This window comes from Celeribacter indicus (assembly GCF_000819565.1).
Taxonomy (GTDB): Bacteria; Pseudomonadota; Alphaproteobacteria; order Rhodobacterales; family Rhodobacteraceae; genus Celeribacter; species Celeribacter indicus.
In genome coordinates this window covers 2937332-2963830 of sequence record NZ_CP004393.1, presented here as the reverse complement: position 1 = coordinate 2963830, position 26499 = coordinate 2937332, and the positions used below count along the sequence as shown (strand labels likewise).

The following is a 26499-nucleotide window of genomic DNA, read 5'->3' as shown; positions in this document are numbered from 1 at the left end:
CGGCCCCGGCCCTCTGCGCGGCCATTCTCGCAGGGTGCCGGGCGGGTGCGCGCGGCTCAGATCAGTGCGCAGGCGCCCTGCGTCGCGGGTCCGGCATTCTGGCGGAAGGTCTCGAAGAGTTCGCGCCCGATGCCCGCCCTGTTGGCGGAGAGGTCCGCCACGACGGGGGTGCGGGTGTCGAAATCCGCCTCGAGCACTTCGAGCGTGCCGGCCACCGCATCGACCCGCACCAGATCGCCGTCGCGCAGTTTCGCGAGCGGCCCGCCGGTCTCTGCCTCAGGAGAGACATGGATGCAGGCCGGCACCTTGCCCGAGGCGCCCGACATGCGCCCGTCGGTCACCAGCGCGACCTTGAAGCCGCGGTCCTGCAATACGGCAAGGGTGGGGGTCAGCGAGTGCAGTTCCGGCATGCCGTTGGCACGCGGCCCCTGGAAGCGGACGACGACGACGGTATCGGCGGTGAATTCGCCCGCCTGGAAGGCCGCCTTCACATCGTTCTGGTCGTGAAAGACCCGCGCCTTCGCCTCGATGACGTGATGTTCGGGCTTCACGGCGGACACTTTCATCACCCCGCGGCCGAGATTGCCGGACAGCTCCTTCAGCCCGCCGGTCTTCTGGAACGGGTCGGAGGCGGGGCGGATAATCCTGTCGTTGAGGCTCTCGCGCGGGCCGTCCTCGAAGGTGAGGACGCCGTCGCGGAGCTTCGGCTCCTTCGTGTAGAGCGCAAGCCCGTCGCCGGCCACCGTCTTCACATCCTCGTGCAACAGCCCGGCCTCGAGCAATTCCCCGATGAGATAGCCGAGCCCGCCCGCGGCGTGGAAATGGTTCACGTCGGCAAGCCCGTTGGGATAGACCTTCGCGAGCAGCGGCGTGGCGTTCGAGATGTCGGAAAAATCCTCGAGATCGAGGAGGATGCCCGCCGCTCGTGCCATCGCCGGAAGGTGCAGAACGAGATTGGTCGAACCGCCGGTCGCCATCAGCCCGACGATGCCGTTGACGAAGGCCTTCTCGTCGAGGATCTGGCCGACCGGGCGATAGTCGTTGCCGAGCGCGGTGATCTCGAGCGCGCGCTTCGCCGCCTCCCGCGTCAGCGCCTCGCGCAGGTCCGTGCCCGGATTGACGAAGGAGGCGCCCGGAAGGTGCAGCCCCATGATCTCCATCAGCATCTGGTTGGTGTTGGCCGTGCCGTAGAAGGTGCAGGTGCCGGGACCGTGATAGGCCTTCATCTCGCTGTCCATCAGCTCGCGGCGGCTGATCTGGCCGGTGGCGAATTTCTGGCGGACGGCGGATTTCTCGTCATTGGTGATGCCCGAGGTCATCGGCCCGGCGGGGATGAAGACGGAGGGCACATGGCCGAAGGCGGCGGCGGCGATCATGAGGCCGGGCACGATCTTGTCGCAGACGCCCATGTAGACGGCGGCGTCGAAACAGTTGTGCGACATGGCGATGGAGGCGGCGAGGGCGATCGTGTCGCGCGAGAAGAGCGACAGTTCCATGCCGGTCTGTCCCTGGGTGACGCCGTCGCACATCGCGGGCACGCCGCCCGCGACCTGCGCCGTGCCGCCCGCCGCGCGCGCCGCCTCGCGGATGATGTCGGGATAGTCCTCGTAAGGCTTGTGGGCGGAGAGCATGTCGTTATAGGCGGTCACGATGCCGAGGTTCGGCGCGCGCCCGTCGGCGAGCACGTCCTTGTCGGCCCCCATCGCGGCATAGGCATGGGCCTGGTTGCCGCAGGAGAGATGGGCCCGCACCGGCCCCTGGTCGGCGGCCGCGGCGATCCGGTCGAGATAGGTGGCGCGGCTGTCGCGGGAGCGTTCGGTGATACGTTGGGTGACGGCTGCTATCGTGTCGTTCAGTGGCATGTCAGGCCTTTCGGCATTTCGCGGAACATCGGTTCGGTGGTCTGTCTGCGGTGGCGGACGGGGCGGGGAGCGGTCGCGTGCGGCCAGGGTCCGTTAGCGCTAACGTCCCGCACTCTAGATCGCTGCGCCCGCGAAGTCCATGGCCGGATGCGGCTTTCCTGTCATCTAGGCCAGCCTCGGCCGTTGTCATGTCGAAATGCGCGCCGCGCATAGCGGGTCTTCCCGATCGGCACTCGCGCCCATGGGCGCGCGGGCCTAGATAGGAAAGTGACGGGAGGATCACATGTAACGTCCGGCCGGGGATGGTGTTTCGCACAAGGCACCCCACGGTGAAGCGGGCGGAGGAAAGGCAGATCCGATGACGACCAACACCAACACCACTTTCGAGACCTTCGACCTTCAGGCCGCCGAGGCCGAGGCGCACCGTCTGCGCGCCGAAACGATGCGCGAGTTCCTGCGCTCCGCACGCGCCTGGGTCCGCGCCCATCTCGCGGCGCCGCACTCCGGCAAGACCGCCTGACGACGGTTCGGGCTCCGGCCCGGCCAGACAGGCGGCATGGCGGAAAACGCCGTCAGAATGTCATCGAAAGCGCAACAAAATCCCGGAAACGTTCCGGGATTTTCTCATTTCGGTCCAATTTATTGCGGATCATGACGCCGGAAAACACAGTCCGGAGACCCGTCATGAAACACATCGCCAAAGCCATCGCCGCGCTTGCCCTCGCTCTTGTCGCGAGCGGCTGCACGACTGGCTCACTCTCGTCCGCTGCCCCTGTCGTCCCCGCCGCGTCGGCGGGGCAGGGCGCGCAGTCGTCCGGCGAGACCGCCCCGGACATCCGGGTGGCGCGGATCGACGTCTCCGTGCCGCGCAGCCTCACCGTCTCCGAGGCCGACACGATCAAGCCGCGGGCCGATATCGTCTGGCACGGCGACCCGGCGGGCGACCGCCATGCACAGGTCGGGGCGGTGGTCGAGGCCGGGCTCGCCCGCGGCGTGGCGCCCTTCGCCGGGGCGAGGCCCGTGGTGCTCGAGGTCGAGTTGCTGCGCTTTCACGCCCAGACCCATCGCGTGCGCTATTCGCGCCTGCCGTCCGAACACGAGATCGAATTCCTTCTGACCGTCCGCGATGCGCGGACCGGCGCCGTGCTGCGGCCCGCGCGCAAGGTCGATGCGACCTTCCGGGCCTATGGCGGGCAGGCGGCGGTGGAAGCGGACCGGCAGGGTATCACCCAGACCATGCGCATCACCGATCGTCTCGCGCAGGTGATCCGGCAGGAGCTGGGCGGGCTCTCCGGCCTCTGATCGCGCTTTCCAACATCCCGAAACACGGCTAAGAGGGCAGGCATGACCGAGCCCTCTTTTGCCCTGCCGACCATCCGCCTGAAGCCGAAGGCGAACGCCCGCGCGATCCGCCACGGCGCCCCCTGGATCTATGACAACGAGCTTGTCACCGACCGCCGCACGAAGGCGCTCGCGCCCGGCGAGATCGCGCGGCTCGAGGATGCGGAGCGCACTTTCCTCGCCCTGGTCGCGGTCAATCCGAAGTCACGCATCTTCGCCCGCGTGCTCGACCGCGAGGAGACGGCGCGCATTGATGCGGACTGGTTCGCCGCGCGGCTCGGGACGGCGCTCGCGCATCGCGAGCGGCTGTTCGACGCACCGTTCTACCGGCTTGTCCATGCCGAGGCCGACGGGTTGCCGGGCGTGGTCGTCGACCGGTTCGGCGACACCTGCGTGATACAACCGAATGCCGCCTGGGCGGATGGGCGGATCGAACCGCTGGCGGAGGCGCTGCGGGCGGTGACGGGGGTCGCGACCGTGGTGATGAACGGCACCGGCCGCGCGCGCGGGCTCGAGGGCTTGCCGGAGGAGACGCGCGTGCTCTGCGGCGCGGTCGACGGGCCCGTTCCCGTGCCGATGAACGGGGCGACCTACATGGCCGACCTGATGGGCGGGCAGAAGACGGGGCTGTTCTATGACCAGCGCCCGAACCATGCCTTCGCGCAGCGCCTCGCCGGCGGGGCGCGCGTGCTCGACGTCTTCTCCCATGTCGGCGGCTTCGCCCTTGCGGCGCTCGCCGGCGGCGCGGCGCAGGCGCTTTCCGTGGACAGTTCCGCCGCCGCGCTCGATCTCGCGGGCAAGGGGGCGCAGGCCATGGGCCGGGCGGACGATCTTGCGACGCGCCGCGGCGATGCCTTCGACGTGATGGCGGCGCTCGCCGGCGAGGGGGCGCGTTTCGACGTGGTGATCTGCGATCCGCCGGCCTTCGCCCCCGCGAAACCGGCACTGGAGAAGGGGCTCAGGGCCTATGAGCGCGTCGCGCGCATGGCCGCGCCGCTGGTGCGGGAGGGTGGCTATCTCGGCCTCTGTTCCTGTTCCCATGCCGCCGATCTCGACGCCTTCCGCGCGAGCTGCAATCGCGGCATCGGGCGCGCGGGGCGCAGCGCGCAACTGATCCATACGGGCTTTGCCGGGGCCGATCACCCGCTGATGCCCCAGCTCGCCGAAAGCGGCTATCTGAAGGCGCTGTTCTACCGGCTCATGCCATGAAGGTGCTGCTCGACGCCTGCGTGCTCTATCCGACCGTGATGCGGGAGGTGCTTCTGGGCGTGGCACGGGCAGGGCTCTACGAGCCGCTCTGGTCGGCACGCATCCTCGAGGAATGGGCGCGGGCGGCGCGCAAGCTCGGCCCGGAGGGGGAGGCCGTGGCGCGCGGCGAGGTGGCGCTCGTGCGGGCCGCCTTCCCGCGGGCGGAGGTGCCGGAGCACCGGGGGCTCGAGGCGCGGCTCCACCTGTCCGACGAAAACGACATCCATGTGCTCGCCGCCGCCATCGCGGGCGGGGCCGAGGCCATCGTCACGCTGAACGCGCAGGATTTCCCGCGTCACGTCCTCGCCGAGGAAGGGCTCGCGCGCTGGGATCCCGACGGATTCCTCTGGCGGCTCTGGTCGGATCATCCCGATGTGGTCGCGGGCGTCGTCGAGGCGGTGCGCGGCGAGGCCGAGCGGCTCTCCGGCGAGCCCTGGGACAGGCGGCGGCTGTTGAAGAAGGCGCGCCTTCCGCGGCTGGGCAAGGCGCTGGCCTGACGGTCGGACGCGAGTATTTCCGGCAGCAAAAAGCCGCGCGGATTCACGCCTGCCATTTCGCCTCGTTGGCTTCGATGGCGGCGATGCGCTCGGCGGTTTTCGGATGCGACAGGAGCCAGGCGGGCGTCGCCGCGCCGCGCGCGCCGGTCAGGTGCTCGAGCTTGCGGAAGAGCGATTTCTGCGGCTCGGTGCCGAGCCCCGCCTTGGTCATCAGCGCGCTGGCATAGGCGTCCGCCTCGTATTCGTCGCCGCGCGAGAGTTTCGCGGCCAGCAGATGCACGAGCCAGTTGGCGAGCCAGACGCCGGCGAAGGGGATGAGGCGGGCGAAGATCATCACGAGCGCGGCGCGCAGCGCGTTCTGGCCGGAAAAGTCGATCATCCGCCGCCGCGCGTGGCCGAGCGCGACATGGCCGAGCTCATGGGCGACGACGGAGGCCATTTCCTCCGCGCTGATCTCCCCCGCGCGGAACTTGTTGTAGAAGCCGCGGGTGATGTAGACCTTGCCATCGGGGGCGGCGAGGCCGTTCACCGGGGCGATTTCGTAGAGATAGACCTTGACCCGCGGCAGGTCGAGCGCCCCGGCGAGGCGGCGCAGGACCGGGGCGAGCGCGGGATCGGCCAGCGCGCTCGACCGCGCCTCCAGCTCGCGCAGGGTCCGCCAGGCGGAGAAGCGATACATCGCGTATCCGAGCAGCAGGGCGAGCAGGATGGGCGTGAATTTCAGCATGGTCGGAATATGGGGGCGGGGCGCCCGCGGGGGAAGGGTCAGCCGAGGAGTTTCATGCCCCGCGTCAGCCCCTCGAGCGTCATCGGCACCATCCGGTCCTCGAAGATCCGGCGGATCATCGCGATCGACTGGGTGTGGTCCCAGTATCTCTCCGGCACGGGGTTGAGCCAGAGGTGGTCGGGCCAGGTCTCCCGCGCGCGGTGCAGCCAGGTTTCCCCCGCCTCCGCGTTCCAGTGTTCGTTTGCGCCGCCGGGCAGGGCGATCTCGTAGGGCGACATGGAGGCGTCCCCGACGAAGATCACCTTGTAGTCGCGCCCGTAGGTGTGGAACACCTCGCGTGTCGGCACGCGCGCCTCCCAGCGCCGCAGGTTGTCGCGCCACACGTCCTCGTAAAGGCAATTGTGGAAATAGTAATATTCGAGATGCTTGAACTCGGCGCGCGCCGCGGAGAACAGCTCTTCCACCACCTTCACATGATCGTCCATCGAGCCGCCGATGTCGAAGAACATCAGCACCTTCACCGCATTGCGCCGTTCGGGGCGCGTCTTCACGTCGAGATAGCCGTGTTCGGCGGTGGCGCGGATCGTGCCGTCGAGGTCGAGCTCGTCATGGGCGCCGTCTCGGGCCCATGTCCTCAGCCGCTTCATCGCGATCTTGATGTTGCGCGTGCCGATCTCCACGCCGTCGTCGAGATTGCGGAACTCGCGCCTGTCCCAGACCTTCACCGCGCGGCGGTGGCGGCTTTCCTCCTGCCCGATCCGCACGCCCTCGGGGTTGTAGCCATGGGCGCCGAAGGGCGACGTTCCGCCTGTGCCGATCCATGTGTTGCCGCCCTGATGGCGGCCTTTCTGCTCCTTGAGCCGCTTCTTCAGCGTTTCCATGAGCTTGTCGAACCCGCCCAGGGCCTCGATTTCGGCCATCTCCTCCGGGGAGAGATGTTTCTCCATCTCGCGCCTGAGCCAGTCCGCAGGCAGGGTCACCGCCTCGAGCACGTCTTCGCGGGACAGGCTCTCGAGTCCCTTGAAGGCGCGGGAGAAGGCGCGGTCGAAGCGGTCGAGGTGGCGTTCGTCCTTCACCATGGTCGCGCGCGCGAGATAGTAGAAGCCTTCGATGTCATAGGTCGCGAGGCCGCGGTCCATCCCCTCGAGGAAGGCGAGAAATTCGCGCAGGGAGACCGGAACACCCTCCGCGCGCAACATCTCGAAAAAGGGAATGAACATGGGGTCTCCCTAGAGCATGCGTTCGACGACCACCGTCAGCAGCAGGCCGACCAGCGAGAAGAGGATGAAGAAGACGGCCGCATATTGCAGCTTGTCGAGGCGGTTTCCTCCGCGGCGCGCGGCGATCTGCCAGCCGAGAAGGATGCCGAGGATGGCCAAGACGATGACGATCATATCTGTCGCTCCTTTCGCAGGGCGCGGCGTGGCGGCCGGCCCCGCGGTTGTCAGGATCGGCCGGTCAGCGCGGAGATCTCCGCCACGCGGTCCTGCACCGTTGTATCCGAGCCGAACCCATAGCGTGCCCAGCCGAGGCTGTCGAGCCGCACCGCGCGCGCCTCTCCGGGACGGCCGAGCTGGTCGAGCGCCGCGGCCTGGGTCAGCAGGAGCGAGGCGAGCAAGGCCGCGTTTTCCGCGTCGCGCGCGGCCGGGACGGCGGAGGCCGCCAACTGTTCCGCGCGCGTGTAATTGCCGTCCGAGAGCGCGAGCGCTGCGAGTTGCAGCGCGACGTGGCCGGCATGGAAGCGGGTGTCCGGCGACAGCGCGTAGATCCGGCCGGCCTCCTCGAGCGCGGCGCGGGCGAGCCTGCGGTCGCTCGCCATGGCGAGCCGGCCGAGAAGGAACCAGGAGAAGCCCGCCCGCGTGTCCTCCCAGCCCTGCTCGCGCGCGATGGAGACGGCGACCTGCGCGGCCATGCTGCGCTCGGACAGCTCGCCTGCGCCCATGGCGGCGGTCACGCTGTCGATCCAGAGCCGCGGGGTGGGGGAGGGCGGCGCCGGACGGGCCGGACCGCCCTCGGGATGCACCCGTGCGAGAATGCCCGGAAGCCGCGCGGCGACCTCCTCGGGGCTCATGCCGGAGTGCAGTTCCGGCGCATAGGTGACGCGCAGCACGAGCATGTCGAACGGCGTGAGCACGGAGTGCACGTTGTCGTCGTTGAACACGGAATCGGGCAGGCGATAGAGGTCGTTGAGCGGACCCAGGGCTTGCGCCAGTTCCTCGTGCAGGCAGTCGCGGATCTCCTGCGGGGCGACATCCTCGGGAATGAAGATCGCGAGCCGTTCGCGGGTTTCCACCGTGGTCCAGCTCAGCTTCTGGCGCCGGGTGTGGCGGAATTCCGACCAGTCGGAGACGTTCGGCGCGACGATGCAGGCGGTGTTCGGCGCGCGGCGCGACAGGTCCTCGTGCCGCAGCGTCTGGATGGTGATCGCCGCAGGCTCCGAGGGCGGCACGCGGGTGATCGTGATCCCGGCCTCGCGGTCGAGGCGGGACAGGAGATGCGCCAGATCGGGGCCGAGCGAGACCGGGATCTGCGCGCCGGTCACGCGCAGGGTGATCGGCCCCTCGAAGCGGGTGAAGCGGTCGAGCCGCGTGCCATTCTCGAGCGCGAAGGTGAGCTCGAGGAAGTCGCGCGCCACCGTGGCGTTCGAGCGATGGCTCGGCTGCGGCGGCGCGGCTGGAAAGACCTTCATCGGCGGCAGGTCCAGCGCGGGAGAGGCCGCGCGGGCCGAAGGCTGCGGCGTCGCGGTGCCGCAGGCGCCGAGCGACAGCGCGAGGAGGAGGACGGTCAGGCGGGGGAACAGGGGCGAACGGGCAGGTCGGGCCACGGGGGGAGGTCTCTCTCACTTCGGTTTTCTGGCGGGGCCGGTCTTTTCCCGCGGCACCCGATGGGCCGCGTCCCGCGCCGGAACAATCTAGGTCGGCTCAGGGGAAAGAAAACGGCGCCGGCGGCTCAGCGGCGCTGATATTTGATGAAGGGGGTGAGCGCGCCGATCCGGTCATAGAGCTGGCGGGCTCCGTCGTTACCCGCCTCCGTCATCCAGTAGACCTGCGGCGTTCCGTTCGCGTCTGCCGCGGCATAGACGCCCTCGATCAGCGCCCGGCCCGTGCCGCTGCCGCGTGCGGCCTCGCCGACATAGAGGTCCTGAAGGTAGCACACGTCCTCGCCCCGCCAGTTATGCGCGTGAAAGATGTAATGGGCGAGGCCGACGAGCCGTCCCTCCCGCTCGGCCACGAGGGCGCCGCGTTCGGCATTGTGCGGGTCGGTCAGCCGGCGAAACGTGGTCTCGTGGATGTCCTCAGGCAGCGCCGTACCGGAGAAGGCGAGATAGGCGCGCCAGAGCCCTTCCCATCCGGGACGGTCGGAGGGCGCCAGCGGGCGGACCGCCGTCGGCGCGCTCACCGCCGCCCGCCCCGCGCCATGAAGGCCAGCCGTTCGAACAGCGCGACGTCCTGTTCGTTCTTGAGCAGCGCGCCGTGGAGCTTCGGCAGGGCGTTGACGCCGTCGCGGGCGAGATCCTCGGGCGTGAGATCCTCGGCCAGGATGAGCTTCAGCCAGTCGAGCACCTCGGAGGTGGAGGGTTTCTTTTTCAGCCCCTGCATCTCGCGGATCTCGTAGAACTGGGTGAGCGCGGTGGCGAGAAGCCGCTCCTTGAGGCCGGGGAAATGCACCGCGACGATCTCCCGCATCGTGTCGATGTCGGGAAAGCGGATGTAGTGGAAGAAGCAGCGGCGCAGGAAGGCGTCGGGCAGCTCCTTTTCGTTGTTCGAGGTGATGATGACCACGGGACGCTGGCGCGCGCGGATCGTCTCGCCGGTCTCGTAGACGTGGAATTCCATCCGGTCGAGCTCCTGCAACAGGTCGTTGGGGAATTCGATGTCGGCCTTGTCGATCTCGTCGATCAGCAGCACCGGGCGCGTGTCGGCCTCGAAGGCCTGCCAGAGCTTGCCCTTGCGGATATAGTGTGCGACGTCCTCGACCCGCGGATCGCCGAGCTGGCTGTCGCGCAGGCGCGAGACCGCGTCGTATTCGTAGAGCCCCTGCTGCGCGCGGGTGGTGGATTTGATGTTCCATTCGATCATCTCGAGACCGAGGGAGCGGGCAACCTGCCGTGCCAGTTCCGTCTTGCCCGTGCCGGGCTCGCCCTTCACCAGAAGCGGGCGTTCGAGCGCGATCGCCGCATTCACGGCGATCGTGAGGTCGGGCGGGGCGACATAGCTGTCGGTGGAGGCGAATTTCATTACATTGCGGCCATAAAATGAACGGGTTGCGACGTGATCATAGAGCAGGACGTCAAAGGTGCAAGGCGGGGGAGATTGTGACGTGACATCCCCCGGTAAACACGGTAAACGGGCGTGCAATTGGAGGGAGCCGAATGGCTGACGACACCAAAGACCCAGCCACCGGCGATACAGAGGTGAGCAACGAGATGAAGGCCGAGGTTTTTCTGCCCGATGACTACCGTCCCGCCGAGGACGAGCCTTTTATGAACGAGCGCCAGCTCGAATATTTTCGCCGCAAGCTCTTGACCTGGAAAGCCGAATTGCTCGATGAGAGCCGTCACACGATCGAGGGCCTCCAGGACAGCAGCCGCAACATCCCCGACATCACCGACCGCGCCTCCGAGGAGACCGACCGCGCGCTCGAACTGCGCACCCGCGACCGCCAGCGCAAGCTGGTGGCGAAGATCGACTCGGCGCTGCGCCGCATCGAGAACGGCGAATACGGCTATTGCGAGGTGACCGGTGAGCCGATCTCCCTCAAGCGCCTCGACGCCCGCCCGATCGCGACCATGACGCTCGAGGCGCAGGAGCGCCACGAACGCCGCGAGAAGGTTCACCGGGACGACTGATCCCCGACGGGCCGCGGCGGAATGCGCCGGTGACATCGCGACAGGGCATATGGCAAACACCGGGCGGCGCCCGGTGTTTTCTTTTGGGGCGCAGGCGGAAAGGACAGGCAGGCAATGCTGATCGGTCAGGATGTGGCGGTCTTGGGGGCGGGTGTCGCCGGGCTCGCGGTGGCGCGCGCGCTGGCACTCCGCGGGGCGAAGGTGACGCTCTACGAACAGGCGCCGCGGATCGCGGAGGTCGGGGCGGGGCTCCAGATCACGCCGAACGGCGCACGGGTGCTCGCGGCGCTCGGCCTCGACGCGGCCGCGCAGGCGATGCGCTCGGAGGGCGTGCGGCTGGCGGACGGGCGGACGGGGCGCGAGGTGCTGTCTCTCGATTTCGCGGCCGCGCGTCCGGGGGCGGATTTCCTGCTGATGCACCGCGCCGATCTCATCGGGCTGCTCGAGGCGGGGCTGCGCGACCTCGGTGTCGCCGTGCACCTGTCCCATGAGGTCGCCGAGGTCCGGGAGGAGGCCGCCGGTGTCGATCTGGTCTTCGCGGCGGGCGGGACGCGGCGGCATGAGATCGTGCTCGGGGCCGACGGGGTGAAATCGAGGCTGCGCCCGCGGCTCAACGGGCCGGAAGAGCCGTTCTTCACCGGCCAGACCGCCTGGCGCGCGACGGTGCCCGCCCTCGGCACCGAGCCGGCGGTGGCGGTGGTGCATATGGAGGCGGGGCGGCATGTGGTGAGCTATCCCCTGCGCGGCGGCAGGCTGATGAACATCGTCGCGGTGGAGGAGCGGGCGGAATGGCGCGAGGAGGGCTGGAACCATCCCGGCGAACCCGACGACCTGAGGCGCCGTTTCAACGGGTTCTGTCCAGAGGTGACGGGGCTGCTTTCGCGGGTGTCGGACGTGTCCCGCTGGGGCCTTTTTCGCCACCCGGTCGCCGCGCGCTGGCATTCCCGGCGCAGCGCGCTCCTCGGCGATGCCGCCCATCCGACGCTGCCCTTCCTCGCGCAGGGGGCGAACATGGCGCTCGAGGATGCCTGGGTCCTGGCGGAATGCCTCGCCACGCTGCCGCTCGAACAGGCGCTTCCTGTCTATCAGGCAAGGCGGCGCGACCGTGTCCTGCGGGTGATCGGGGCGGCCAATGCGAATGCGCGCAACTATCACCTGAAGGGGGTTCCGCGCCTCTTCGGCCATGCTGCGCTGCGCCTCGCCGGGCAGCTTGCCCCGCGGCAGGCGGTCGAGCGGTTCGGCTGGCTCTATGATCACGACGTCACGGCCGGCTGATCCGCCGGGCGCCTCCGGCGGGAGTATTTCGTGCACAAAGGAGGAGGGGGTGCGGAAAGAGGGCGGGCGCGGCTACGCCTCTTCCAGCGCCTTGACGATGCCGGAGAAATCGGCGGCCTTGAGCGAGGCCCCGCCGACGAGCGCGCCGTCGACATTGGAGGTGTCGAAGATCTCCATCGCATTGCCGGGTTTCACCGATCCGCCGTAGAGCAGCGGGATATCCGCCGCAGCGTCGCCGAAGCGGGCGGAGAGCGTGGCGCGCATGTCGTCATGGACCTCCGCGATCTGCGCGAGGGTCGGGGTCTTTCCGGAGCCGATGGCCCAGACCGGTTCGTAGGCGATCACGAGCCGTGCGGGATCGCAGTCCTCCGGCAGCGAGCCGGAGAGCTGGGCGCGGATGATCCCCAGCGTCTCCCCCGCCTCGCGCTGTGCGAAGGTCTCGCCCACGCAGACGATGGGGACGAGCCCTGCCGCGAGGGCGGCGGTGGTCTTCAGCGAGACGAGGTGGTCGGTCTCGCCGTGATCCGCGCGGCGCTCGGAATGGCCGAGGATCACATAGCCCGCGCCGGCATCCGCCAGCATCGCGGCGGAGATGTCGCCGGTATGGGCGCCCGAGGCGGCCGTGTGGCAGTCCTGTCCGCCCACCTCCACTGATGTCCCGGAGAGCATCTCGGCCATGCCGGAGAGCAGCGTCGCGGGAGGGCAGAGCAGGATGTCGACGGAGGGGGCGGGGAACATGTCCGCGAGCGTCTTCGCCTCCGCGAGCGCGGATCTGAGCCCGTTCATCTTCCAGTTGCCAGCGGCCAGTTTGCGAGCCATGCGCACGCCCTCCCATTCCTGTCGGTTCGAGTATCGTCCGGGCATCATTGCCGAGTTTCGCGGACAGTCAACCCGACAGTCCGATGCGGGCGGCGCGGCGCTCAGCGGCTGTCGAAGGCGGGCGCGTCCTCGGGCCGGGGATAATAGTCGCCCTTGTCCGCGACGAAGATGTGCTTGCCGATCCGCATGCCGGTCGTGTCCTCGAGGCAGCCCGCGGCGATGGCGAGGCCCGCCGCGCCGTTGCGCCGGTAGAACAGGCTCGATCCGCAGGTGGCGCAAAAGCCGCGCGTGGCGCGGTCGGAGGAGGCATACCAGCGCAGGCTGTCGCCGGCGATGAAGGTGAGGCTGTCGAACGGCGCCTCGGTCGAGGCCCAGACATGGCCGCTGATGCGGCGGCACTGGCTGCAATGGCAGAGGATGACGGTGTCCCGCACCGCGGGAAGTTCGAAGCGGACCCCGCCGCAGTCGCATCTGCCCCTGACCATCGTCACCGGTCCGGCGGGCCTATTTGCCCAGGGCGGCGTCGAACTTGATCGACTCGCCGCAGCCGCATTCGTCGACGACATTCGGGTTGCGGAACCTGAAGCCCGCCTCGAGCAGCGAAACCTGATAGTCGATTTCCGTGCCGAAGAGGAACATCTGCGCCATCGGCGCGATCATCACCCGCGCGCCGTCCTGTTCCACGACCTCGTCCATCGGGTCGATCTCGGCCACGTAATCCATGGTGTATTCCATGCCCGCGCAGCCGCCCTTCTTGATGCCGATGCGCAGGCCCTTGGACCCGTCCTTCGCCATGAGCTTCGCGATCTGCGCCGCTGCGGCGGGCGTCATGGTCACGGCCTGTTTTCCGGGAATGCCGAACATGTGCGATCTCCTTTGCCCCCAATCTAGGGCGTGAGCGGCGTGATTCCAAGCGGGGGAAGCTGTGCGGACAGGAACATCACCGCGAGCGCCACGGAAATCGCCCAGCCGAAGGAGGCGAGCGTGCCGATGATCACCCATTCGGCCATCCGCCCGTCCTGCGTCGCCTCGAAGCGCAGGACGGATTTCGCCGCGACGAGAAAGCCGATCCCGCCGGGCATGCCGCCGAGCAGCAGCAGGTAGATCAGCGCCCGTTCGAACAGGCCGATCCAGAAGCCGCCCTTCTCGAGGCTCTCGGTCATCGGATTCTCGCCGAATCCCGTCATGAGCTTGCCGACCGCGAAGCCGCCCGCGCGGGTGGCGTAGATCGCGCCCGCGAGGAAAAGCATCGCATGGGCGACCCAGGCGGGCGCCCCGGCATAGGCGCCGGTGGCGAACAGGTCGGGGGCGGCGGCGGCGATCAGGACGAGCGTTGCGAGATGGGCGAGCTGGTCGGCGACATGGGGCAGGACATCGTCGGAAAAGAGCCGCACCTTCACGAGGTCGATGGCGACATGGACGAGCGCCAGGACATAGAGGAGCGGGGAGGCGGGCTGGCCCGTCGTCGCCATGGCGGTCAGGAGCACGACGAGGGCATGCAGGAACAGGGTCTCCGCGCGCGCCTTGTCCTCCACCATCCAGCGGGTCTGGAAGACATAGTCGGCAAGGACATGGCCGAGGAAGAGGGCGGCGAGGGTTTCGGCCATCACGCATCCTCCTCCAGCGAGGTCAGGGCGATCCGGATATTGTGGTATCCCGCGCTGGCGAGGGACTTGGTCACGGCCTGGCGCGACTTGCCGAGGGACCGCGCCAGGTCCGTGTAGGACGGCGCGTTTGCCGGCACGAGCATGGGACGCAGCGCGCCCGCCTGGGCCGGCGTCCACCCGGCACAATAGCGGTCGGCGAGCGCGAAGACCGCATCGAGGCGACGGTCCTCCGGCATCGACATGCGGATGTCGCCGTCGGACGCTTTCGTGTGCTCCAGGGCCGCACCGGACCGGGCAAAGACCGCTCGGGTCTCCTCGTTCAGATCCGGCGCCACCTCTCCCTCGACCTCTCCCTGGGCGCTCCCGATATAGGTGTCGTATTCCTCGCCCAGCGCCCGCAGGGCCGCGCGGAACGCGAGCGCCGAGCGCAGGGCGTATTTCGGTTCGGCCAGGGCCACCTGCCAGCCGTCGCCGCGGTGGCGGGTGAAGTGGAGGCTTTGCCCGTCCATCCAGGCGGCCTGCGTCTCGGCGCAGCCCTCGAGCGCGGCGAAGGCACGTTGCACCTTTTCCGGGCCGAGGCCGGTGGAATTGACGAGATCGCCGGTGAGCACGGCGAGGGGATGGGCGGGGCGAGTCATGATGCAACCTGTACAGGTTGCAAAAAGGAAAAGCAACCTTGTAAGGTTGCAGAGAAAGGTCGCAACATATAAAGGTTGCGTTTATAAATTGCATCCCATAAGGGTTGCGATCCTCCCAAAGAAAAACGGCCCCGCAGGGCCGTTCGCTCACGCGCGGGGATCCACGCGGGTCTTGGGGCTTTGTGCGATCACATAAAGCCGAGTTCGAGCCGGGCCTCGTCCGACATCATCTCCATGCCCCAGGGCGGGTTCCAGGTGAGATCCACATCGACCTGTTTCACCCCTGGCAGCGGCTCGATCGCGTCGGCGACCCAGCCGGGCATGTCGCCCGCGACCGGGCAGCCCGGCGCGGTCAGCGTCATGATCACGCGCACCGCGTTGTCGTCGCTGATCTCGATCGTGTAGACGAGCCCCAGATCGTAGATGTTCACCGGGATCTCGGGGTCGTAGACCGTGCGGCAGGCCTCGACCACCGCTTCGTGCAGCGGGTGGCCGGTGCTCGACGGCTTGATCAGCGGGGTGCCTTCGACCGGGCCGTCGCCCGTGTGTGCCTCATCGCTCATGCGCGTTCTCCTAATTCCGACTGTTCATATAGGAAACGGGAGCGCGCGCGTCCAGAGCTTCACAGGCGCAGATCGCCGCGCCAGGAGCGCAACGGCGCGAGGCGGGCGGATTTCTTGGACATGTGCCGGTCCATCCGGCCGAGCACGCGGGACAGGAAGCGGATCGTCTCCACCGCGAAAGGCCCCTTGTTGAGCATGACGCAATCGGCGCGCTGCGCCATCGCCGCGTCGGTCGTCTCCGCGCGGGTGGCGAGACCGTCCTTCATCTGGGCCTCGAGCACCTGCGTGGCCCAGACCACGGGCGTGTGCGCGGCCTCGCAGAGCCAGAGGATTTCCTCCTGGATCTCGGAGAGGCGTTCGAGCCCGATCTCGACGGCGAGATCGCCGCGCGCGATCATCACCGAGGTTTCGGTGAGCGCGCCGGCCTGCACGATCAGGCGCGGCAGGTTGCGCAGGGCGAGCGCCGTCTCGATCTTCAGCACGAGGCCGGGGCGATGCGCGTCCGGGCCGAGGCGCGCGTCGATTTCGGCGATCAGCAGGCGGATGTCCTCGGGCGTCTGGACGAAGGAAAAGCCCACCAGATCGGCACGCCCCACGACCAGGTCGAGCGCGGCCCGGTCGGCCTCCGTCAGGGCAGGGATGTCGATCTCCACGCCGGGCAGGTTGAAGCCCTTCTCCGGTTTGACCTTCGCGCCCTTGCCGCTCTTGCCCGCCGCCCGCGTCACGCGCAGCGTCGCGCCGGAGCCGTCGCAGGTCACGACCTCCGCGCCGATCTTCCCGTCGTCGAGAAACACCGCCATGCCGGGCGCGAGCCGGTCGAGCAGGGCGGGGTGGCTGAGGGTGATCGCCACATGACCGGGTGTTGCGTCGGGCGCGGCGGGGAGGATGTCGAGCCGGTCGCCCGGCCGCAGGCGCGGCTTGTCGGGTCCGTAGACGCCGGCGATGCGCAGCTTCGGTCCGGCGAGGTCCATCAGGACCGGGATATAGCGCCCCGCCGCCGCCTGCGCCGCGCGAATGCGGGCGATCATTGCCTGCCAGGCCTCCGGTCCGTCATGGGCACAGTTGATCCGCATCGCATCGGCCCCGGCGGCGATCAGCGCGGGGATGAGATCGGGGTCGGTCGCCGCCTCGCCCGGCAGCGTGACGAGGATGCGCGAGCGCGGCGCCCCGGACGCGCCGGTGCCGAAGGCCGTGTCGCGCCGGGCGGCGAGGCGGGCGGGGCCGCGGGTGAAGCGCTCGGGCGCGGGGAAATCGGACGTGCCGCCCGACAGCCGCACCAGCGCCGCCTCCACCGCGTCGAGCGAGGCGCACACATGCGGCTCGGCCCGCCCGAGGCTCGAGAGACCCAGCGCGGCGAGGTCGGGCTGGAGCCGGGTGAGATCGGCATGGCGGAAGGCGAGATAGGTCGCGAGGTTCCGGGCCGAGGGCCGGAAGGTCGCCCGCATCTCCGCCTCTTCCCACTGGTCCCGGATCGCCGTGGCCTCCGCCGCGATCCGGCTCCGCTCCGCGCGCAACTCCGCCAGCAGCCGGGCGGGATCGGCGGGCAGCGGGCAGGACAGGTTCGACATGGGTGCACTCCCCCTTGGACTCTCTGTCCGATCCATCCCCCGTCTTCGTGACGTTAACATGACGCCGGGCGCCGGGAGCGGCAAGAGAGCGCCGGACGCGGCCTATGCGCGCGCCTTGCCCTGCCCCATGCGCCGCCCCTTGCGCGCAGGCGTCGGCCGCACACGCTTCTCGATCATGTCGAAGAGCGCGCCCGCGAGGTTCTTGCCGGTCGTCGTTTCCGCCCCCTCGAAGCCGGGGGAGGAATTGACCTCGAGCACCTTTGGACCGTCCTCCGCACGCAAGAGGTCCACGCCCGCCATGCGAAGTCCGAAGGCCTTGGCCGAGCGCACCGCCGTCTCGCGTTCCTCCTTCGAGATCCGCACCGGGGTGGCGGTGCCGCCCAGATGCAGGTTGGAGCGGAAGTCGCCGCCCGAGGAGGAGCGCTTGATCGCCGCCACCACCTTGCCGTCGATCACGACGCAGCGGATGTCGACGCCCGCCGCCTCCTTCACGAAATGCTGAACGAGGAAATTCGCCTTCAGCCCGCGAAAGGCGGAGATCACCGATTGTGCGGCCTTCTTCGTCTCCGCGAGCACCACGCCGCGGCCCTGCGTGCTTTCCAGCAGCTTGACGATCAGCGGCGCCTGGCCGGCGAGCGCGATGAGGTTGTCCGTATCCTTGGGCGAGGCGGCGAAGGCGGTCGTCGGCATGCCGATCCGGTGGCGGGCGAGTTCCTGATGGGCGCGCAGCTTGTCGCGCGATTTCGCGATTCCTTCCGAGCCGTTGACGCAATAGGTGCCGATGGTCTCGAACTGGCGGATCACGGCGGTGCCGTAGGAGGTCACCGAGGCGCCGATCCGCGGGATCACCGCGTCGTAGCGGGGCAGGCGGGTGCCGTCGTAATAGATCTCCGGCGCCATGGCGTTGATCGCCATGTAGCAGCGCGTGGTGTCGATCACCTCGACGACATGGCCGCGCCCTTCGCCCTCCTCGACGAGGCGCCGGGTCGAGTAGTTGTCGGGCTCGCGCGACAGCACCGCGATGCGCAGCGCGCGGGCGGGGCCGGTCTCCCGGATGGCGGTGGAGAAATAGACGGCGTCGTCGAGCTTCGGCTGGAAGAAGCTCCCCGAGGGCTGCACGATCATGTCCTCCCCGATCGCCTGGCGCCCGAGCAGCATCCGGTAGGCCATGTTGATGCGGTTCGTCAGCGTGATCTCGATGGGCCAGGTCCGGTCGCCCATCTCGATCCGGGAGGCGATGACATAGCGCAGCTCGGTCTCGCCGTTCGAGGAGGTCACCTCGCGCCGGTCCACCACATCGGCGGAGCAGGAAATCGTGATGTCCTCGCGTCCCGGCACCGGGTGGATGTTGAAGCGCACCTTGGGCGCGTCGGCCTTGCCGAAGGGCTCGATGTCGAAGGCATGGAGCGCGGAGGTCCGCGCGCCCGTGTCCACCTTGACCTTGAGGGCCGGCAGGCCAAGCTCGGGCAGGGCGGCCCATTCTTCCCAGCCCAAAGCGAAGGGGGCTTTGTCTGTCATTGTCGTCTCTCGCGTCATGGGGAAAGGCCGGGCGGATCGCCGCTCCGGCCGAATGCGCCCAATGTCATGTCCCGCGCCTTATGGCAAGGGGCTGTGAGGCTTTTGTGACGATGCCGTGAGGGCACGCGCAACGCGCACGGCCGGTGCGTCGTCGCCGGTCGGCCGGCGGGAGACCGGGCCATGCCGCCGGGCCGGTCAATGGGCGGTGGTCAGGACGTCCGGCACCTCCGGGAGCGGGTCGACGGGCATCCAGCCGGCGGGATCGCGGGCGAACCTCTGATGCGCGCGGGGGTGGAAGCCGGGCCGGCCGTCCTCCGTGCTCCAGAGCGTGACCGACATCTGCGCCTCTCCGGTGATGTCGATCTGGTTGAAGGTGTTCTGCTCTCCGCGCAGGCGGGTGGAGAGCGCCGTTCCCGCCTGTACGAACAGAAGCCCCGGCACCGCGGCGAAGGGGGCGGAGACGGCGGTGTGCAGGTGGCCGGAGAGCACGAGATCGGTGCCGCAGGCCGAAAGCGCGGTGAGCGCCGCCTTCGCGCCGCGCGTCTTCGGCTTGTCGAGGGTCGGGGGCTGTTCGAGCGGGTGGTGGAGCACCGCGACATTCACCCGGTCGTCGTCCTCGGCAAAGGCTTCGGAGACCTGCGTCAGCTTCCTCTCCGAGATCCGTCCGCTCTGCCAGGCATAGGGGTTGACGGTGTTGATGCCGATGACATGCAGGTCGTCCGTCTCGAACCGCGGTTCGAGCACCCGTCCGACGGCGTGGCGGTAGCGCGAGAAGGGGCGCAGGAAGCGCACGAAGAGATTGTCGAGCGGCGTGTCGTGATTGCCGGGCACGGCGAGCACCGGCGGGGAGAGCCGGCCGAGAAAGGTGCGGGCGCGCTCGAACTGGCCGCGCCGCGCCCGCTGGGTGAAATCGCCGGAGATCACGATAAGCGTCGGCGCGAGGGCATGGATCGTCTCGATGAGCGGGGTTTCGAGCGCCGGATCGTCGCGGCCGAAATGCAGGTCGGACAGGTGGACGATGCGGCTCATCTCAGACCGCCTCCCGCGCGGCCGCGACCTGCGGCAACAGGATCCTCAGCCGCTCGGGAGCCATGTGGAACTCCACCGGGCTCGCCATATGTGCCTTTTCCCCGTCGAAGGCCACGAGGACGCGCGGTCGCGCGGCGCGGATCTGCACCTCCTTCGCCTCGATCAGGGTGAAGTCCTCGCGCCGGGGCATCTGGCGGGTGGCCAACTGGAAGGCGAGGCGCAGCAGCGCCGCACGGGAGGCGGCGTGGATGATGAAGACCGCGAACCCGTCGGCAGAGATCGCCTCCGCCCCGTCGAGCCCGAAAAACCCGAGCTGATAGGCCGAGCGCGCGACGAAGACGAGCGGCGTCTTGACCTTCTGCGGCGTGCCGTCGGCGGTGATGGTGAGGCGCATGGGGCGCTGGAAGCGCAGGATCGTCTTGACGACCGACCAATGCGCGACGATCCGGCGGCGTCCCCAGCGGGCATAGATGTCCTCGCGGCTCTTCAGGATCGCCGGGTAGACGCCGAGCGAGGTGTTGTTGAGAAAGACCTTTCCGTTCACCGTGCCCACGGCGATGTCATGGGCGACCCCCTCCACGATCTGCCGGGCGGCTTCCTCGGGCACTTCCGACAGGCCGAGCCCGCGGGCGAAGAAGTTGAACGTGCCGAGCGGCAGCACGCCCATGGCGGCCTCCTTGCCCAGCATCGCGCCGGCCACCGCCATCACCGTCCCGTCGCCGCCCGCCGCGACGATGGTCGTCGCGCCCTGCGCGATCTCCGCATCGATCAGCGCGCCGAGATCGGCATCCGTGTCCCAGTAGAGCACGCGGCAGTTCCCGCCGATCTCCGCACAGGCGCGCTCGAGCGCCTCGGCATCGCGGGCGTTGGTGCCGGATTTCTCGTTGGCGACGATGGAGATCATCCTGTCCTCTCTGCTCTGCTCGGCCACCCGCGGGGCGCGGGCAGGGCGACAACGCCCGAGCGGTGCGGAAAGTTCAGCGCGGCGCGGGCCGGCGGCGGCGGCGAGACTGGCTCCCGCGCCGCTTTGGCGCTATTCCGACGCGCATGACCCAGCGATTCTCCTTTTCCCTCCATGCCACAGACGGTCACGCCCGCACCGGTGCGATCTCCACCCCGCGCGGCGAAATCCGCACGCCGGCCTTCATGCCCGTGGGCACCGCCGCGACGGTGAAGGCGATGATGCCCGAAAGCGTGCGCGCCACCGGGGCCGATATCCTGCTGGGCAACACATACCACCTGATGCTGCGCCCCACCGCCGAGCGGATCGACCGGCTGGGCGGGCTGCACCGGTTCATGAACTGGGACCGTCCCATCCTCACCGACAGCGGCGGGTTCCAGGTGATGAGCCTCAGCGACCTGCGCAAGCTCACGGAGGAGGGCGTCACCTTCCGGTCGCATGTGGACGGCTCGAAGCATTTCCTGTCGCCGGAACGCTCGATGGAGATCCAGCGGCTTCTCGGCTCCGACATCGTGATGTGTTTCGACGAATGCCCCGCGCTGCCCGCGGACCGCGACCGGATCGCGCAGTCGATGCGCCTGTCGATGCGCTGGGCGGAACGGTCGCGCGAGGCCTTCGGCGACCGTCCGGGACATGCGCTGTTCGGGATCCAGCAGGGCGGGCTGGAACGCGATTTCCGCGAGGAGAGCGCCGCGGCCTTGAAAGAGATCGGCTTCGACGGCTATGCCATCGGCGGTCTGGCCGTGGGCGAGGGGCAGGAGGCGATGTTTTCCGCCCTCGATTTCGCGCCCGGCATGCTGCCCCACGACAAGCCGCGCTACCTGATGGGCGTGGGCAAGCCGGACGATATCGTCGGCGCGGTGAAGCGCGGCGTCGACATGATGGATTGCGTGCTGCCCTCGCGCTCGGGACGGACCGGGCAGGCCTGGACCCGGCGCGGGCAGGTGAACATCAAGAACGCGCGCCATGCCGATGATCCGCGCCCGCTCGACGAAGCCTGCACCTGTCCGGCGTGCAGCCACTATTCGAGGGCCTATCTGCATCACGTCTTCCGCGCGGGGGAGATGATCTCCGGCATGCTCCTGACCTGGCACAACCTCCATTATTTCCAGCAGATCATGGCGGAGATGCGCGCGGCCATCGCGGCGGGCACCTTCGCCGGATGGGAAGCCGGATTCCACGGGACGCGCGCGGCGGGCGATATCGAGCCGCTCTGAACCGCGCCGGGCCGTCATGCGGCGGGATCCGCGCGCGCCGCTCTGAATCGCGCCGCGCCGCGGCGTTTCTGCCGTGGTCTCAGGCGGTTGTGCCGGAGGCGGCCGGCGGCAGGCGCGCGAGACCGGCCGGGCGGGTGGCGGAGATGCGCAGGCGCGGCAACTCCGCCCTTGCGGGCCTGCGCCGCGACGGGCAAAGTAATCGCCAATACGTGAGGCTGGCTTGGTTGAATATGTCGGGGCGGCCCCCCAGATGTAGAGGCGAAGACAGGAAAGGGCGCAAGATTGCCGCGAGGCGGGATCCGGCCCTTTTGCCAGGATAAGGAAAGAACATGCACGAGCAACTCCAGACATATCCCGTTCTGCCGCTCCGCGACATCGTGGTTTTCCCGCATATGGTGGTGCCGCTGTTCGTGGGGCGCGAAAGATCCGTGAACGCGCTCGAAGAGGTGATGGCGCAGGACAAGCAGATCCTTCTCGCCGCGCAACGCGACCCTTCGGTCGACGAGCCGGATACGGACGGGATCTACCGCGTGGGCGTTCTCGCCAACGTGCTCCAGCTTCTCAAGCTGCCCGACGGCACGGTGAAGGTGCTCGTCGAGGGTGAAAAGCGGGTGAAGCTCACCGGCTTCGTCCAGAACGACGCCTTCTTTGAGGCGCAGATCGAACCGCTCGAGGAGAGCGAGGGCGATCCGGCCGCCGTGGCCGCGCTCCTGCGTTCCGTGCGCGAGGAGTTCGAGCATTACGCCAAGGTCAAGAAGAACGTGCCCGAGGAGGCGCTCGCCGCCGTCATGGAGACGCGCGAGCCCGCGAAGCTCGCGGATGTGGTCGCCGGCCATCTCGGCGTCGAGGTGGAGCAGAAGCAGCAGCTTCTCGAAACCCTGCGCGTCGACGAGCGGCTCGAGACGGTCTATGGCCTGATGCAGGGCGAGATGTCCGTGCTCCAGGTCGAGAAGAAGATCAAGACCCGCGTCAAGTCGCAGATGGAGCGCACCCAGCGCGAATACTATCTGAACGAGCAGATGAAGGCCATTCAGAAGGAGCTGGGCGACGGCGAGGAGGGCGCGAACGAGATCGCCGAGCTCGAAGAGCGGATCGCGGCCACGAAGCTTTCCAAGGAGGCGCGCGAAAAGGCCGAGGCCGAGTTGAAGAAGCTCAAGTCGATGTCTCCGATGTCGGCGGAAGCGACCGTCGTGCGCAACTATCTCGACTGGATGCTGTCGATCCCCTGGGGCGTGAAATCGCGCGTCAAGAAGGACCTGACCCGTGCCGAGGACATTCTCGACAAGGACCACTACGGCCTCGAGAAGGTGAAGGAGCGCATCGTCGAATATCTCGCGGTGCAGCAGCGTAGCCAGAAGCTGCGCGGCCCGATCCTCTGCCTCGTCGGCCCTCCGGGCGTCGGCAAGACCTCGCTCGGCAAGTCCGTCGCGAAGGCCACGGGACGCGAATTCATCCGCATCTCGCTGGGCGGCGTGCGTGACGAGAGCGAGATCCGCGGCCACCGCCGGACCTATATCGGCTCCATGCCGGGCAAGATCATCCAGGCGCTGAAGAAGGCGAAGACCACGAACCCGCTCATCCTGCTCGACGAGATCGACAAGATGGGCCAGGACTTCCGTGGCGACCCGGCTGCGGCGATGCTCGAAGTGCTCGATCCGGAACAGAACTCGACCTTCGTGGACCACTATCTCGAAGTGGAATACGACCTGTCGAACGTGATGTTCCTGACGACCTCGAACAGCTACAACATGCCGGGGCCGCTGCTCGACCGGATGGAGATCATCCCGCTCTCGGGCTATACCGAGGACGAGAAGGCCGAGATCGCGAAACAGCACCTGATCCCGAAACAGATCCGCAACCACGGTCTGAAGGCCAGGGAATTCTCGATCACCGATGCGGCCGTCACCGATGTCATCCGCTACTACACCCGCGAGGCGGGGGTGCGGAACCTCGAGCGCGAACTGGCGAAGATCGCGCGGAAGGCGGTGACGCAGATCATCAAGAAGGAGGTCGAGAGGGTCGAGGTGACGCCCGACACTCTCGAGACCTTCCTCGGGGTGAGGAAGTTCCGCTACGGCCTGGCCGAGAAGGAGGACCAGATCGGGGTCGTGACCGGCCTCGCCTATACCTCCGTCGGCGGCGATCTCTTGCAGATCGAGGCGTTGAAACTGCCCGGCAAGGGGCGGATGAAGACGACCGGCAAGCTCGGCGACGTGATGAAGGAGTCGATCGACGCAGCCTCGAGCTACGTGCGCTCCATCGCGCCGCAGATCGGGATCAAGCCGCCGCAGTTCGACACGATGGACATCCACGTCCACGTCCCTGACGGGGCGACGCCGAAGGACGGTCCCTCTGCCGGTCTGGCCATGGTGACGACCATCGTCTCGGTGCTCACGCGCATTCCGGTGCGCAAGGACATCGCGATGACGGGCGAGGTGAGCCTGCGCGGCAATGCCACCGCCATCGGCGGGCTGAAGGAGAAGCTTCTCGCGGCGTTGCGCGGCGGGATCAAGACGGTGCTGATCCCCGAGGAGAATGTCAAAGACCTCGCGGACATCCCGGACAACGTGAAGGAGGGGCTGGAGATCATCCCCGTCAGCCACGTCTCCGAGGTGCTCAAGCACGCGCTCGTGCGTCAGCCGGAGCCGATCGAGTGGGACGAGGAGGCCGAAGAGGCCGCACGCCTCGCCCGCCTGTCGGCACAGGGCGGCGACAACGCCGGGGCGACGGCGCACTGATCCGGTGGATCTTCACCGCTGATGCTCATGAACGCGCGCGAGGTCTCTCGCGCGCGTTTTTGTTTTTCATGTGCGGCTTTCCGTCCGGCCGCGGGACGGGCATTGCCGCTTTTCCCGTCGCTCCGGGAGTCGCGCGCCAGGCGAGCCGGGGCGTGGGCGCCTTCTTCTCCCCATGGCCACGATTCGCATTTGCACCCGCGCCCCGGTGGGCGCTAGGGTCTGGGCAGGCGAAACAAGGCAGAGAGCGAAAAGGGGAAGAGATGGCAACCCGGAAGACCTCGACCCGCACCCGGACGACCACGCAGGGCAAGACCGCGACGGAGGCGGGTCCGGCCGACATCGCCGCCACGCCCGAGACGGGGGAGCGCACGGGCCCGGCGAAAGCCGCCGCGCCTGCCGCCGCAGGGGTCAAACCCGCGCCGAAGATCACCCTGCCGGACAGCACGCCCGCCGCCCCGGTCGAAGCGCCCAAAGCGACTGTCGTGATGAAGAAGAAAGAGATGATCGCGAAGGTGGCCGAAGCCTCCGGCGTGAAACGCGGTGACGCGAAAAAGGCGATGGAGGCGACGCTCGCCCTGCTGGGCGAGGCGTTGCAGAGCGGCCAGAAACTCGACCTGCCGCCGCTTGGCAAGCTGTCGATCAAGAACCAGCGCGAGAGCAGCGGCGCCCATATCATCGTCACCAAGCTCCGCCGCCCCAAGGGCATGCTGGAAACCGCGGAGGCAGCGGCCTCCGGGACGGCCGGGACGGACGATGCGGAGGACGCCGCCGAAAGCTGAAAAATCTCGATTTGGCCTCTTGCATCGTCGCGGGGCAGAGGCTAAACACCGCGCCACGGCGGGTGATTAGCTCAGTGGTAGAGCGCTTCGTTCACATCGAAGATGTCAGGAGTTCGAATCTCTTATCACCCACCATTTCCTTTCCGAAAGAGGGACGCGAACGTCCGTTCGGAAGGAGACCCCCGGAAAAGATCTTCCCCCGACAGATCGGTCGCCCGCGCCTCCGGCTCGCGTATAATGCTTTGATATTGACTTAATTACGCGGTGAACTTCTGTTGCGAGGCCGCGCCAACGGCCTTAGCCTCGAAAGCCGAAGACACCACGGGACTCCCTTCATGATTGCCACGCCCCTCGACCTCATCGGGTGCACGCCACTCGTCGCGCTGGACCGGATCCATGACGGGCCGGGCCGGATCGTCGCCAAGGCGGAGTTCCTGCACCCCGGCGGCAGCGTGAAGGACCGCGCGGCGAAGGCGATCCTTTTGGCGGCACGTCAGGACGGCCGGCTGACGCCGGGAATGCCGGTGGTCGAAATGACCAGCGGCAACATGGGCGCCGGTCTCGCCGTGGTCTGCGCGTCGCTCGGGCATCCCTTCATCGCCACGATGTCGGCCGGAAACAGCCCCGCGCGCGCCCGGATGATGGAGGGGCTGGGGGCACGGGTCGTTCTCGTCGGGCAGGTGGATGGCTCGCCGGGGCAGGTCACCGGCGCGGATGTGGCCGCCGCCGCCGATGCCGCCGCCCGGATCGCCCGCGACGAGGGCGGATTCTATGTCGACCAGTTCAACGCGGCGGAGGGCATCACCGCGCATGAGACCGGCACCGGCCGCGAGATCCTCGAACAGCTTGGCGGCCCGGTGGATGGCTGGGTCGCGTCGGTCGGCACGGGCTGTACCTTCATGGGTGTGGCCCGCGCGCTCAAGGCCGCGGCCCCCGCGACGCTCTGTGCCGCCGTGGAGCCGCAGGGCAGCGCGCCGCTTGCGGGAAAACCAGTCACCAAGGCGCGGCATATCGTGCAGGGCGTCGGCTACGGTCTGGTTCCGCCGCATTGGGACGCCGCGCTGATGGATCTGAGCCTCGAGGTCACGGATGCGGAGGTGGCGCATTGGCACCATCGGCTCGCGGTCCGGGAAGGGCTCTATGTCGGCTATTCCGCCGCGGCCAATGTCTGCGCGGCGGCGAAGCTTCTGGCATCCGGCCGGCTGCGCGCGGACGCCACCGTCGCGACCGTGCTGTGCGACACGGGTCTCAAGTATTGAGCGC

27 protein-coding genes and 1 tRNA gene are annotated in these 26499 nt (G+C 68.4%); 11 read left to right on the top strand and 17 right to left on the bottom strand.

Annotated elements, in window-relative coordinates:
* Positions 1 to 56 precede the first annotated feature (56 nt).
* Positions 57 to 1862: a phosphogluconate dehydratase gene (edd, locus tag P73_RS14800; RefSeq protein ID WP_043870164.1), complete on the bottom strand. Its 1806-nt coding sequence runs from the start codon at positions 1860 to 1862 to the stop codon at positions 57 to 59.
* A 358-nt stretch (positions 1863 to 2220) separates the two neighbouring features.
* Between edd and P73_RS26010 the strand changes: the two genes are divergently transcribed.
* The 4 genes from P73_RS26010 (at position 2221) to P73_RS14785 (ending at position 4948) form a co-directional block, all read left to right on the top strand.
* The gene (locus tag P73_RS26010; RefSeq protein ID WP_158401946.1) at positions 2221 to 2382 is read left to right on the top strand and encodes an RSP_7527 family protein; all 162 of its coding nucleotides are present in this window, start codon (positions 2221 to 2223) and stop codon (positions 2380 to 2382) included.
* A 164-nt stretch (positions 2383 to 2546) separates the two neighbouring features.
* Positions 2547 to 3164, top strand: a complete 618-nt coding sequence (locus P73_RS14795) for a DUF6778 family protein (protein ID WP_043870163.1) — start codon at positions 2547 to 2549, stop codon at positions 3162 to 3164.
* A 42-nt stretch (positions 3165 to 3206) separates the two neighbouring features.
* On the top strand, positions 3207 to 4412 hold the full coding sequence (locus tag P73_RS14790) for an RSP_2647 family RNA methyltransferase (RefSeq protein ID WP_043870162.1): 1206 nt from the start codon (positions 3207 to 3209) through the stop codon (positions 4410 to 4412).
* Positions 4409 to 4948: an RSP_2648 family PIN domain-containing protein gene (locus P73_RS14785; protein ID WP_043870161.1), complete on the top strand. Its 540-nt coding sequence runs from the start codon at positions 4409 to 4411 to the stop codon at positions 4946 to 4948. Before P73_RS14790 ends, P73_RS14785 begins: the two co-directional genes overlap by 4 nt.
* Before the next feature lie 43 nt (positions 4949 to 4991).
* On the opposite strand, the gene P73_RS14780 is transcribed toward P73_RS14785, so the two are convergent.
* The 6 genes from P73_RS14780 to P73_RS14755 all read right to left on the bottom strand — a co-directional run bounded on the left by P73_RS14780 (position 4992) and on the right by P73_RS14755 (position 9913).
* Positions 4992 to 5675 carry a M48 family metallopeptidase gene (locus P73_RS14780; protein ID WP_043870160.1) on the bottom strand — a complete coding sequence of 228 codons (684 nt, stop codon included), beginning with the start codon at positions 5673 to 5675 and terminating at the stop codon, positions 4992 to 4994.
* A gap of 38 nt (positions 5676 to 5713) precedes the next feature.
* Positions 5714 to 6895, bottom strand: coding sequence for a vWA domain-containing protein (locus tag P73_RS14775; RefSeq protein WP_043870159.1), 1182 nt, complete (start codon positions 6893 to 6895; stop codon positions 5714 to 5716).
* A gap of 9 nt (positions 6896 to 6904) precedes the next feature.
* Positions 6905 to 7069 carry a hypothetical protein gene (locus P73_RS14770; RefSeq protein WP_043870158.1) on the bottom strand — a complete coding sequence of 55 codons (165 nt, stop codon included), beginning with the start codon at positions 7067 to 7069 and terminating at the stop codon, positions 6905 to 6907.
* Positions 7070 to 7119: 50 nt separating this feature from the next.
* Positions 7120 to 8499, bottom strand: coding sequence for a DUF2927 domain-containing protein (locus P73_RS14765; protein WP_245629175.1), 1380 nt, complete (start codon positions 8497 to 8499; stop codon positions 7120 to 7122).
* A 125-nt stretch (positions 8500 to 8624) separates the two neighbouring features.
* On the bottom strand, positions 8625 to 9074 hold the full coding sequence (locus P73_RS14760; protein WP_043870157.1) for a GNAT family N-acetyltransferase: 450 nt from the start codon (positions 9072 to 9074) through the stop codon (positions 8625 to 8627).
* Positions 9071 to 9913 (bottom strand): AAA family ATPase, encoded by an 843-nt coding sequence (locus P73_RS14755; RefSeq protein ID WP_043870156.1) that lies wholly within the window; start codon positions 9911 to 9913, stop codon positions 9071 to 9073. Before P73_RS14755 ends, P73_RS14760 begins: the two co-directional genes overlap by 4 nt.
* 188 nt (positions 9914 to 10101) lie before the next feature.
* Between P73_RS14755 and dksA the strand changes: the two genes are divergently transcribed.
* Both dksA and P73_RS14745 read left to right on the top strand, forming a co-directional pair.
* Positions 10102 to 10524 (top strand): RNA polymerase-binding protein DksA, encoded by a 423-nt coding sequence (dksA, locus tag P73_RS14750; protein ID WP_043871774.1) that lies wholly within the window; start codon positions 10102 to 10104, stop codon positions 10522 to 10524.
* Positions 10525 to 10638: 114 nt separating this feature from the next.
* Positions 10639 to 11799, top strand: coding sequence for an FAD-dependent oxidoreductase (locus tag P73_RS14745; RefSeq protein ID WP_043870155.1), 1161 nt, complete (start codon positions 10639 to 10641; stop codon positions 11797 to 11799).
* Between the two features lie 72 nt (positions 11800 to 11871).
* On the opposite strand, the gene tpiA is transcribed toward P73_RS14745, so the two are convergent.
* The 10 genes from tpiA to P73_RS14695 all read right to left on the bottom strand — a co-directional run bounded on the left by tpiA (position 11872) and on the right by P73_RS14695 (position 20445).
* Positions 11872 to 12618, bottom strand: a complete 747-nt coding sequence (gene tpiA, locus P73_RS14740; RefSeq protein WP_043870154.1) for a triose-phosphate isomerase — start codon at positions 12616 to 12618, stop codon at positions 11872 to 11874.
* A gap of 101 nt (positions 12619 to 12719) precedes the next feature.
* On the bottom strand, positions 12720 to 13103 hold the full coding sequence (locus P73_RS14735) for a GFA family protein (protein WP_043870153.1): 384 nt from the start codon (positions 13101 to 13103) through the stop codon (positions 12720 to 12722).
* 19 nt (positions 13104 to 13122) lie between these two features.
* On the bottom strand, positions 13123 to 13482 hold the full coding sequence (locus tag P73_RS14730) for a HesB/IscA family protein (RefSeq protein WP_043870152.1): 360 nt from the start codon (positions 13480 to 13482) through the stop codon (positions 13123 to 13125).
* 23 nt (positions 13483 to 13505) lie between these two features.
* On the bottom strand, positions 13506 to 14225 hold the full coding sequence (locus P73_RS14725) for a DUF3307 domain-containing protein (protein ID WP_043870151.1): 720 nt from the start codon (positions 14223 to 14225) through the stop codon (positions 13506 to 13508).
* Complete coding sequence (locus P73_RS14720; RefSeq protein WP_052453308.1) at positions 14225 to 14863, bottom strand: hypothetical protein; 639 nt, start codon at positions 14861 to 14863, stop codon at positions 14225 to 14227. The genes P73_RS14725 and P73_RS14720 overlap by 1 nt, the downstream gene beginning before the upstream one ends.
* A 188-nt stretch (positions 14864 to 15051) precedes the next feature.
* Positions 15052 to 15426, bottom strand: a complete 375-nt coding sequence (locus P73_RS14715; RefSeq protein ID WP_043870150.1) for an SUF system Fe-S cluster assembly protein — start codon at positions 15424 to 15426, stop codon at positions 15052 to 15054.
* Between the two features lie 59 nt (positions 15427 to 15485).
* On the bottom strand, positions 15486 to 16994 hold the full coding sequence (locus P73_RS14710) for a pyruvate kinase (RefSeq protein ID WP_043870149.1): 1509 nt from the start codon (positions 16992 to 16994) through the stop codon (positions 15486 to 15488).
* Positions 16995 to 17096: 102 nt separating this feature from the next.
* Positions 17097 to 18512, bottom strand: a complete 1416-nt coding sequence (gene rimK, locus P73_RS14705) for a 30S ribosomal protein S6--L-glutamate ligase (RefSeq protein ID WP_043870148.1) — start codon at positions 18510 to 18512, stop codon at positions 17097 to 17099.
* Between the two features lie 195 nt (positions 18513 to 18707).
* Positions 18708 to 19541 carry a metallophosphoesterase family protein gene (locus P73_RS14700; protein ID WP_052453306.1) on the bottom strand — a complete coding sequence of 278 codons (834 nt, stop codon included), beginning with the start codon at positions 19539 to 19541 and terminating at the stop codon, positions 18708 to 18710.
* Between the two features lies 1 nt (position 19542).
* A complete protein-coding gene (locus P73_RS14695; protein ID WP_052453305.1) occupies positions 19543 to 20445 on the bottom strand; it encodes a diacylglycerol/lipid kinase family protein in 903 nt (300 codons plus the stop codon).
* A 143-nt stretch (positions 20446 to 20588) separates the two neighbouring features.
* Here P73_RS14695 and tgt point away from each other — a divergent pair, with 143 nt between their 5' ends.
* From tgt to P73_RS14670, 5 genes are all read left to right on the top strand, one after another.
* Entirely contained in the window at positions 20589 to 21719 is a 1131-nt protein-coding gene (gene tgt, locus P73_RS14690) for a tRNA guanosine(34) transglycosylase Tgt (protein ID WP_043870146.1), read from the top strand.
* A 329-nt stretch (positions 21720 to 22048) separates the two neighbouring features.
* A complete protein-coding gene (gene lon / locus P73_RS14685) occupies positions 22049 to 24457 on the top strand; it encodes an endopeptidase La (RefSeq protein ID WP_043870145.1) in 2409 nt (802 codons plus the stop codon).
* Positions 24458 to 24717: 260 nt separating this feature from the next.
* Positions 24718 to 25236 carry an HU family DNA-binding protein gene (locus tag P73_RS24475; RefSeq protein WP_052453304.1) on the top strand — a complete coding sequence of 173 codons (519 nt, stop codon included), beginning with the start codon at positions 24718 to 24720 and terminating at the stop codon, positions 25234 to 25236.
* Positions 25237 to 25296: 60 nt separating this feature from the next.
* Positions 25297 to 25371 (top strand) — tRNA-Val (locus tag P73_RS14675).
* Between the two features lie 200 nt (positions 25372 to 25571).
* Positions 25572 to 26495, top strand: a complete 924-nt coding sequence (locus P73_RS14670) for a PLP-dependent cysteine synthase family protein (protein WP_043870144.1) — start codon at positions 25572 to 25574, stop codon at positions 26493 to 26495.
* Positions 26496 to 26499 lie beyond the last annotated feature (4 nt).

What these genes read in the sequence shown, in the direction of transcription:
- P73_RS14700 (WP_052453306.1), bottom strand. Translation starts at nt 19,541, where the DNA reads ATGAGCCGCATCGTCCACCTGTCCGACCTGCATTTCGGCCGCGACGAT.
- P73_RS14780 (WP_043870160.1), bottom strand. Translation starts at nt 5,675, where the DNA reads ATGCTGAAATTCACGCCCATCCTGCTCGCCCTGCTGCTCGGATACGCG.
- P73_RS14770 (WP_043870158.1), bottom strand. Translation starts at nt 7,069, where the DNA reads ATGATCGTCATCGTCTTGGCCATCCTCGGCATCCTTCTCGGCTGGCAG.
- P73_RS14785 (WP_043870161.1), top strand. Translation starts at nt 4,409, where the DNA reads ATGAAGGTGCTGCTCGACGCCTGCGTGCTCTATCCGACCGTGATGCGG.
- P73_RS14745 (WP_043870155.1), top strand. Translation starts at nt 10,639, where the DNA reads ATGCTGATCGGTCAGGATGTGGCGGTCTTGGGGGCGGGTGTCGCCGGG.
- P73_RS14775 (WP_043870159.1), bottom strand. Translation starts at nt 6,895, where the DNA reads ATGTTCATTCCCTTTTTCGAGATGTTGCGCGCGGAGGGTGTTCCGGTC.
- edd (WP_043870164.1), bottom strand. Translation starts at nt 1,862, where the DNA reads ATGCCACTGAACGACACGATAGCAGCCGTCACCCAACGTATCACCGAA.
- tpiA (WP_043870154.1), bottom strand. Translation starts at nt 12,618, where the DNA reads ATGGCTCGCAAACTGGCCGCTGGCAACTGGAAGATGAACGGGCTCAGA.
- lon (WP_043870145.1), top strand. Translation starts at nt 22,049, where the DNA reads ATGCACGAGCAACTCCAGACATATCCCGTTCTGCCGCTCCGCGACATC.
- P73_RS14695 (WP_052453305.1), bottom strand. Translation starts at nt 20,445, where the DNA reads ATGATCTCCATCGTCGCCAACGAGAAATCCGGCACCAACGCCCGCGAT.
- dksA (WP_043871774.1), top strand. Translation starts at nt 10,102, where the DNA reads ATGAAGGCCGAGGTTTTTCTGCCCGATGACTACCGTCCCGCCGAGGAC.
- P73_RS14730 (WP_043870152.1), bottom strand. Translation starts at nt 13,482, where the DNA reads ATGTTCGGCATTCCCGGAAAACAGGCCGTGACCATGACGCCCGCCGCA.
- tgt (WP_043870146.1), top strand. Translation starts at nt 20,589, where the DNA reads ATGACCCAGCGATTCTCCTTTTCCCTCCATGCCACAGACGGTCACGCC.
- P73_RS14720 (WP_052453308.1), bottom strand. Translation starts at nt 14,863, where the DNA reads ATGACTCGCCCCGCCCATCCCCTCGCCGTGCTCACCGGCGATCTCGTC.
- P73_RS14670 (WP_043870144.1), top strand. Translation starts at nt 25,572, where the DNA reads ATGATTGCCACGCCCCTCGACCTCATCGGGTGCACGCCACTCGTCGCG.
- P73_RS14790 (WP_043870162.1), top strand. Translation starts at nt 3,207, where the DNA reads ATGACCGAGCCCTCTTTTGCCCTGCCGACCATCCGCCTGAAGCCGAAG.
- P73_RS14725 (WP_043870151.1), bottom strand. Translation starts at nt 14,225, where the DNA reads ATGGCCGAAACCCTCGCCGCCCTCTTCCTCGGCCATGTCCTTGCCGAC.
- P73_RS14795 (WP_043870163.1), top strand. Translation starts at nt 2,547, where the DNA reads ATGAAACACATCGCCAAAGCCATCGCCGCGCTTGCCCTCGCTCTTGTC.
- rimK (WP_043870148.1), bottom strand. Translation starts at nt 18,512, where the DNA reads ATGACAGACAAAGCCCCCTTCGCTTTGGGCTGGGAAGAATGGGCCGCC.
- P73_RS14735 (WP_043870153.1), bottom strand. Translation starts at nt 13,103, where the DNA reads ATGGTCAGGGGCAGATGCGACTGCGGCGGGGTCCGCTTCGAACTTCCC.
- P73_RS14715 (WP_043870150.1), bottom strand. Translation starts at nt 15,426, where the DNA reads ATGAGCGATGAGGCACACACGGGCGACGGCCCGGTCGAAGGCACCCCG.
- P73_RS14710 (WP_043870149.1), bottom strand. Translation starts at nt 16,994, where the DNA reads ATGTCGAACCTGTCCTGCCCGCTGCCCGCCGATCCCGCCCGGCTGCTG.
- P73_RS14755 (WP_043870156.1), bottom strand. Translation starts at nt 9,913, where the DNA reads ATGAAATTCGCCTCCACCGACAGCTATGTCGCCCCGCCCGACCTCACG.
- P73_RS26010 (WP_158401946.1), top strand. Translation starts at nt 2,221, where the DNA reads ATGACGACCAACACCAACACCACTTTCGAGACCTTCGACCTTCAGGCC.
- P73_RS24475 (WP_052453304.1), top strand. Translation starts at nt 24,718, where the DNA reads ATGGCAACCCGGAAGACCTCGACCCGCACCCGGACGACCACGCAGGGC.